At 73.5% G+C, this 6,839-nt stretch carries 6 protein-coding genes and 1 pseudogene; 1 reads left to right on the top strand and 6 read right to left on the bottom strand.

Going from position 1 to position 6,839, the window contains the following annotated elements; genetic code table 11:
• Nucleotides 1-120: 120 nt before the first annotated feature.
• The 4 genes and pseudogenes from ACFV1J_RS37440 to ACFV1J_RS37425 form a co-directional block, all read right to left on the bottom strand.
• Complete coding sequence (locus tag ACFV1J_RS37440; protein ID WP_385865918.1) at nt 121-1,239, bottom strand: LLM class flavin-dependent oxidoreductase; 1,119 nt, start codon at nt 1,237-1,239, stop codon at nt 121-123.
• Between the two features lie 410 nt (nt 1,240-1,649).
• Nucleotides 1,650-2,201: pseudogene (locus tag ACFV1J_RS37435) on the bottom strand (ADP-ribosylglycohydrolase family protein); the annotation flags it as partial.
• Nucleotides 2,202-2,471: 270 nt separating this feature from the next.
• The gene (locus ACFV1J_RS37430; RefSeq protein ID WP_385865916.1) at nt 2,472-2,939 is read right to left on the bottom strand and encodes an ABA4-like family protein; all 468 of its coding nucleotides are present in this window, start codon (nt 2,937-2,939) and stop codon (nt 2,472-2,474) included.
• On the bottom strand, nt 2,936-3,838 hold the full coding sequence (locus tag ACFV1J_RS37425) for a hypothetical protein (RefSeq protein WP_385865927.1): 903 nt from the start codon (nt 3,836-3,838) through the stop codon (nt 2,936-2,938). The genes ACFV1J_RS37430 and ACFV1J_RS37425 overlap by 4 nt, the downstream gene beginning before the upstream one ends.
• Before the next feature lie 223 nt (nt 3,839-4,061).
• Between ACFV1J_RS37425 and ACFV1J_RS37420 the strand changes: the two genes are divergently transcribed.
• Nucleotides 4,062-4,697: a MerR family transcriptional regulator gene (locus ACFV1J_RS37420; protein WP_385865925.1), complete on the top strand. Its 636-nt coding sequence runs from the start codon at nt 4,062-4,064 to the stop codon at nt 4,695-4,697.
• Nucleotides 4,698-4,825: 128 nt separating this feature from the next.
• Here ACFV1J_RS37420 and ACFV1J_RS37415 read toward each other — a convergent pair whose 3' ends face one another.
• The gene (locus ACFV1J_RS37415; RefSeq protein WP_385865914.1) at nt 4,826-5,692 is read right to left on the bottom strand and encodes a siderophore-interacting protein; all 867 of its coding nucleotides are present in this window, start codon (nt 5,690-5,692) and stop codon (nt 4,826-4,828) included.
• An 84-nt stretch (nt 5,693-5,776) separates the two neighbouring features.
• Nucleotides 5,777-6,691, bottom strand: coding sequence for a 5'-3' exonuclease H3TH domain-containing protein (locus tag ACFV1J_RS37410; RefSeq protein ID WP_385865923.1), 915 nt, complete (start codon nt 6,689-6,691; stop codon nt 5,777-5,779).
• Between the last annotated feature and the right edge of the window lie 148 nt (nt 6,692-6,839).

The following is a 6,839-nucleotide window of genomic DNA, read 5'->3' as shown; positions in this document are numbered from 1 at the left end:
GTGCACGGCGAACTCGGCCTCGGCTCCTTCGAGACCCATCTGGCCGCCGCGGTCGGCGCCCATGGCCCGGCCCCCGCCGAGGGGGACGCGGCGCCGTCGCCGTGGTGCGGTCCGTCGCGGTTACGACGCCTGCGGTGCGCCCGTCGCCGCCCGCTCCGCATCGCGCTTGGCGACCTCCGCGCGCACCAGCGGGATGACGTACCGGCCGAAGTCGATGGCGTCGTCGAGCAGGTCGTAGCCGCGCGCGGAGAGGATGTCCACACCCAGGTCGTAGTAGTCGAGCAGGGCCTGGGCGACGGTCTCCGGCGTACCGACCAGGGCGGTGGAGTTCCCCGCGCCGCCGGTCTCCGCCGCGGTCGGCGTCCACAGCGCCCGGTCGTGCCGTTCGCCCTCGGCCGCCACCGCCAGCAGCCGCTGGGAACCGGCGTTCTGCGGGTGGGTCGGCGGATGGCGGCGGCTGAGCGCGCCGCCGGCCTTGCGCGCCTTGATCCGGTCCAGGGTGCGGTGCGCCTTCTCCCAGGCCAGTTCCTCGGTGGGTGCGATGATCGGCCGGAAGGCGACCTGGATCCGGGGGACGTCGCTGCGGCCGGCCGCCCGCGCCGCGGCCTTCACCGAGGCGATCTGCTCGGCGGTCTGCGCCAGCGGCTCGCCCCACAGGCAGTAGACGTCCGCCTCGCCACCACCCGCCGCGTACGCCGCCGGCGAGGAACCCCCGAACGACACCGGCGGATGCGGCTGTTGGACGGGGAAGGTGTCGGAGACGAAGTCGTGGAAGCGGTAGTGGGTGCCCTCGTGGTCGAAGGGCTCGTGGGTGGTCCAGACCTTCTTGACGATGCGGAGGTATTCCCGGGTGCGGTCGTAGCGCTCGTCCTTGGTCAGGGTGTCGCCCTCGCGCCGCTGCTCGTGGTCGTTGCCGCCGGTGATGAAGTGCACCGCGAGCCGGCCGTCGCTGATCCGGTCGAGGGTGGCGAAGGTCTTCGCGGCGAAGGTCGGGTACGAGACGTTGGGGCGGTGCGCCACCAGGATCTGCAGGGTGTCGGTACGGGCGGCGACATAGGCGGCGGCCGGGGAGGGGTCGGGGGAGCCGGAACCGTAGGCGAACAGCACCCGGTCCCAGCCGTACTGCTCGTGGGCGCGGGCCAGCTTGAGGGTGTAGTCCTTGTCGAAGGACGCACCGGAGCGGGGGGTGACTTCGGAACCGTCGTTGGTCGCGGCGATGCCGAGGAACTCGACAGGCATGGGTAGGCCTCGTCTTCTCGTAGGTCGGGCGCGCGGTGCGCCGGGAATCGCGGAGGAAAGGTCCGCGCCTCGGAGAAGTCAGCGGCAACAGGAAGCGGACCACACCCGACCGAAGTCGATGTGGTCGCGGGTGACCAGCCGCGTGAGAGGACGCATGGGGTCAGTGGAACAGACGGATACATGCACCGTCAACCAAATGGCGTGCGGCGCCGGGGGGTTGGGGGCGCCTGCTGCACCGCGGGAGCCGCCTCGCGGACGGTGTTCCGTCCGCCGGCCCGGCGACGTAGATCCAGTCGAAGCCGTCGTACCCCTCCGTGTCGAGGTGCGGCGAGATCGTAAAGCCGGGCGCACCGCCCCGGAAGGGGAGAAGGCGTCCCGCGCCGTGCAGCGACGCCTTCCGCCGCTGGCCCCTACTCGCCGGCCGACGCCAACTCCCTTGCCAATGCGGCCAGTTCATCCGCGTACAGCACGGTGTCGCCGAAGCCGGGCAGGGGGACGTGCAGGGGGCGGAGCCAGCGGTCCGGGAGGGCGGCGGTGCCGTGCGCGGCACCGGCGAGCGCGCCGGTGACCGCGGCGACGGTGTCGGTGTCCCCGCCGAGGTCGATCGCGGCGCCCACCGCTTCCTCGTACGAGCCGGTGCTGCGCAACGCCCAGAGCGCGGAGCCCAGGCACGGCCAGACCGCGCCGTTGAACTCGGTGGCGAGACCGGGGTGCCAGCCGGGTGCGAGGACGACGGCCCAGCGGTCGCGGTGGGCCGGGTCGACGGCGTCGAGCGCCTCCGGCACGGCGGCCGTCGGATCACCGCCGTCCAGGGCGACCCGGACCAGCTCGTGGAGGACGGCGGTCCCCTCCCAGGCCGCCGGGTCCCCATGCGTCAGCGCGGCCAGCCGCCGGGCGGCCTCCATCGTCGCCGTACGGCCGTAACGGGCGAAGCGGACGGCGCGCATGAGTGAACGCTTTCCGCGTGGCGCAGCAGCCGGGGTCTCGGCGCCGCTGTGTCGTCGCGACTCGTCGTGCTGCTGGGCAAGGGGGGTGGCCGACCGCGTGGGGGAATCGCGGGAAGAGGATGCGGCCCCTCGCCGCGGTGGGGCATCAACTGGGTGCCGATTCGGGGAGCTTCGCCTGAGCGGACGGCAGGGGACCGGGTCAGCTCCAGGCGTCAGGGGCCGGGCCCCGGGCTCGGCGTGCCCTCTGCGCCGGCCCGGGGCTCCGTCACCGTCCGCGAACCTCCCTCACCCTGTCGTGCGGCCCCGGTCCTCCGCCCCGCCCCCCTCCCTCCGCCGTACCGTCGCTGCCCGTATCGCGAGGAAGAGCAGGACGCCGATCGGGGAGAGGAGGACGGTCAGGAGGAGCAGGGGGCCCATCAGGAGGGGGTGGAGGTGGAGGGCGCGGGCCTCGCGGTACATCCACTGGCCGAGGAACAGGTCCCAGGCGATCACCTGGGCCCAGATCGCGCCGGCCCCGCCGCCGAGGCGGAGCAGGTCCTGGAAGCCGGCCAGGTCGGGGTGGCTGACGGCCGCCCAGAGCTGGGGGAACACCGGGACGGCCAGGGCGAGGTAGACCACCAGGACCGGGACCATGGGCAGCGGCGAGGCGGCGATCCGGTCGGTCCAGCGCCGGCCGGGGGCCAGGATCAGCAGTGCCCAGAAGGGCGCGGCGAGGAGGAAGGCCAGGTCGAACAGGGTGCTGTGGTCGGTCATGCCGGGGTCTCCGTGGCGAGGGTGGCGGCGGGCGCGGCGGCAGGGCGGCGGCGCAGGGACGCGTACGTGGCGAGGGCGGTGGCCGCGGCGACGACCGCGAGCGCGGTGAGGGTGGCCGCGTCCGGGTGGACCAGGGCCTGGCCGCGCAGGGCCTGCCAGGTCACCAGGGCCAGCAGCCCGGTGAGGGAACCGGCCGCGACCAGGACCAGCCGCAGCCGCACCCGCGGGTCCCGCAGCCGGGCGACCCGGCCGGCCAGTGCCTCGATCCCGTAGAGGAACAGCGGCAGTACCTGGAGGGCGTGCATGCCGACGAAGTGCGGGATGCGCAGATCGCCGCCGGCGGTGTTCCAGCCGGTCACCGGCATGGCCGGCCCGCCGTCGGGGATGCCGACGCTGTGCGCGCCGACGGCGGTGCGCAGCCCGTCGGCCTGCTGCTCCGGGGTGGGCATCAGCATCAGCCCGCCGAGCGCCAGTCCGGCCAGCGCGATCAGTACGCCGAGGCGGATCGCCCAGGTGGTGGCCGGGTCGCCGAGCCGGGCCCGGAAGAGCAGCACCGCGATGACGAGGGTGGCGGTCCACAGGGCCACGATGGTGAGCCCCATGACGATGAACAGGCCCTGGTCCAGCGGGGTTTCGATGTTGAAGTGGCTGCGCCGGCCGCGCACGGCCTGGCCGGTGATGATGGCCATTTCGATCAGCCCGGACACCACGACCACATGGGCCGCCCGGTCGCCCAGCCGGCCGGGCGCGGGCCGCTGGGAGAGCATCCAGGCCAGCGTCAGCCCGTACGCGGCGAACGACACCGCGAACTTGAACGGCTTGAACCAGACCGGCGCCCCGAGCACGACCCGGTCGTCGACGATCAGGCCGGCCGCGGCGACGACCGCGAGCGCGGCCATCGCCCAGGAGAAGGCGAGCAGTGAACGGTATCTGGACATGGGTCCCCCAGGGATGGCGCGGGCAGGTGGATGCGGGGCAGCGACAGAATGGATAGTGGCGCTTACCGCTATCTGATAGCTGGACTATCTATGATGGGGGCGGAATTGGCAAGGCCGGGTGGGCGGGGACCCGGGAACAGGGCGGCGGGGCGGACCCCGGCGCGGGAAAGGGCGGCGGGTGCGGATGCGCATCGGGGAGTTGAGTCGTGCGACCGGGGTCGCGGTGCCGACCATCAAGTACTACGTCCGCGAGGGGCTGCTGCCCGCGGGCCGGCTGACCAGCCCCAACCAGGCCCGTTACGACGACGGTCACGTCCGCAGGCTGCGGCTGATCCGGGGGCTGATGGACGTCGGCGGGCTCTCCGTCGCGGCCGTACGCGAGGTGCTGGCCGCCGTCGACTCACCGGAGGAGCCGGTGCACAAGGTCCTCGGCGCGGCACAGGTGGCGATCGCCCCGCCGCAGGCCGCCGCGCCCGACGACATCGAGGAGGCGCGGCGCACGGTCGACGCGCTGCTCCGCCGGCGCGGCTGGCGGGTCGCCCCGGAGAACCCGTCCGTCGAGGCGCTGGCGGTCGCGCTGGCCACCTTCCAGGGCCTCGGGCACCGCGATTTCGAGGAGCACCTCGACGTCTACGCCGACGCCTGCGAGCGGGTGGCTGACGCCGATCTGGCGTGGGTGGGCCGCAATGCGGAGGTCGACCGCCTGGTGGAGAGCGTGGTGGTGGGGACCGTGGTCGGGGACGCGGTGCTGAGCGCGATGCGCCGGCTGGCGCATGTGGACGCCTCGGCGCGCAGGTACGAGGACGGCGAGGCGTACTGAGGGCACGCGAGGCGTACTGAGGGTGGCCGGCGGGCCCGTGGGGCGTGTCGCGGTCCCGGGGTGTCCGGGTGCGGGCCCGCCGAGGGAGGGGAACCGAGGCGTTCCCCCGCGGCATTCCTGACGTGTCGTCAGGAGGCGGCCGTGGGGCTGGCCTCCTGCTCCGTCTCGACCTGCTGGTTCCAGTCGCGCTTGGAGGCCTGCCAGCCGTCCTCGTCGTGGCCGGTGCGCCAGTAGCCGGAGATGGACAGGTCCTCGCGCGGGACCTGGTGCTCCACGCGGAGCAGTCGGCGCAGCTCCTTCACGAAGCCCGCCTCACCGTGCACGAAGGCCTGGACCCGGCCGGCCGGGAACGCCAAGTTCCGTACGGCATCGACCAGTTGACGGCCGACCGGGGCGTCGCCGCGGTGGATCCAGGTGATCCGCGCACCGGCCGGAGCGGTCAGCTCCTGGCGTTCCTCGGGCCCGGCGACCTCGATGAACGCATGCACCGGGGCGCCCGCCGGGATCCGTGCCAGGGACGCGGCGATGGCCGGCAGCGCGCTCTCGTCGCCGGCCAGGAGGTGCCAGTCGGCGGCGGGGTCCGGGGCGTAGGCGCCACCGGGGCCGAGCAGGAAGATCTCGTCGCCGGGTCGCGCGGCCGCCGCCCAGGGCCCGGCCAGGCCCTCGTCGCCGTGCACCACGAAGTCCACGGTCATCTCGCGGCTGTCCGGGTCCCAGGCGCGGACGGTGTACGTACGGGTCCGGGGCCAGCGGTCCCGCGGGAACTCGGCGCGGATCCGCGCGATGTCGAACGGCTCCGGGTAGTGCACGCCGGGGAGCGGGAAGACCAGTTTGACGTAGTGGTCGGAGTACTCGCCCGCGGCGAACTCCGCCAGTCCCTCGCCGCCCAGCACCACCCGGACCATGTGCGGGGTGAGCCGCTCGGTGCGCCGCACCCGGGCGCGGTGCAGTGTGGGCTTCTTGCGGGACGGACGCTCTGTTGCAGCTGCAGCCACGGCATTCTCCCCTGCGCGGTGGTGGCCGGCGGGCCCGGAGGAACCGGACCCGCCGTGGTTAGGTATACCTAACCTAACAGTAGTTCACCGGCGGAGCGTGACGAGCAGCCGCTGCAGGGCGCCGCCCAGGCCCCACCGCGTGGCCAGCGCCTCCAGGCGCTCGGGGTCGGCCGGCTCGACCGGCAGGGCGAGGTCCGCGTCCGGGACGGGCACGTCGGTGGCCACCTTGATCACCTTCGGGGCGACCGCGACGTACGGCCGGGCCTCCAACAGACGGGCGCGCTGCGCCGGCGTCGCCTTCGAGGCGGGGTCCTCCGCGGCGGCCATGATCCCCGCGAGATCGCCGTAGGAGGCCAGCAGCTTGGCCGCGGTCTTCTCGCCGATCCCCGGGACGCCGGGCAGACCGTCGCTGGGGTCGCCGCGCAGCAGCGCCAGATCCGCGTAACCCGGGCCGTCCACGCCGTACTTCTCGCGCAGCCACGCCTCGTCGACGACCTGGAGGGTGCCGACGCCCTTGACGGGGTACAGGACGCGGATACCGCGCCGGTCGTCGACGAGCTGGTAGAGGTCCCGGTCGCCGGTGACGATGTCCACCGGGCCCGGCGCCCGCGCCGCGAGCGTGCCGATGATGTCGTCGGCCTCGTAGCCGGCCGCGCCGATCCGGGCGATGCCGAGCGCGTCCAACACCTCCTCGATGACCGGGACCTGGGGGGAGAGGGTGTCGGGTACCTGCTCCTCGTCGGGCTCGGCGGAGCCGGGCGGGGCTTCCTCGGCGACCCGGTGCGCCTTGTAGGAGGGGATCAGGTCGACCCGCCACTGGGGGCGCCAGTCGAAGTCCATACAGGCGGCCAGGTCGTCCGGGTGGTGGTCCTGGACGAGACGGGCGATGAAGTCCAGCAGACCGCGCACCGCGTTCACCGGCGTGCCGTCCGGGGCCCTGACCGATTCCGGTACCCCGAAATAGGCGCGGAAGTACAGCGAGGCGGTGTCGAGGAGCATCAGGCGTCGAGTCACACCCCGCATGATGCCGTATGCCCCAATCGTCGCCGCGATGTGATCTGGAACACCGATGTGTTTGCGCCGCATAAAGACGGGCAGGCGCGCAGCCGGAGCGGACCCGGTGGAGATTTCAACGATTCCAGCGGGG

The sequence above is a fragment of the Streptomyces sp. NPDC059649 genome (assembly GCF_042734445.1).
Taxonomy (GTDB): domain Bacteria; phylum Actinomycetota; class Actinomycetes; order Streptomycetales; family Streptomycetaceae; genus Streptomyces.
The sequence above is the reverse complement of the archived record's forward strand: the minus strand, read 5'-3'. Positions and strand labels throughout refer to the sequence as shown.

Coding starts and splice junctions, on each gene's coding strand:
- ACFV1J_RS37420 (WP_385865925.1), top strand. CDS start 4,062: ATGCGCATCGGGGAGTTGAGTCGTGCGACCGGGGTCGCGGTGCCGACC.
- ACFV1J_RS37430 (WP_385865916.1), bottom strand. CDS start 2,939: ATGACCGACCACAGCACCCTGTTCGACCTGGCCTTCCTCCTCGCCGCG.
- ACFV1J_RS37440 (WP_385865918.1), bottom strand. CDS start 1,239: ATGCCTGTCGAGTTCCTCGGCATCGCCGCGACCAACGACGGTTCCGAA.
- ACFV1J_RS37425 (WP_385865927.1), bottom strand. CDS start 3,838: ATGGCCGCGCTCGCGGTCGTCGCCGCGGCCGGCCTGATCGTCGACGAC.
- ACFV1J_RS37410 (WP_385865923.1), bottom strand. CDS start 6,691: ATGCTCCTCGACACCGCCTCGCTGTACTTCCGCGCCTATTTCGGGGTA.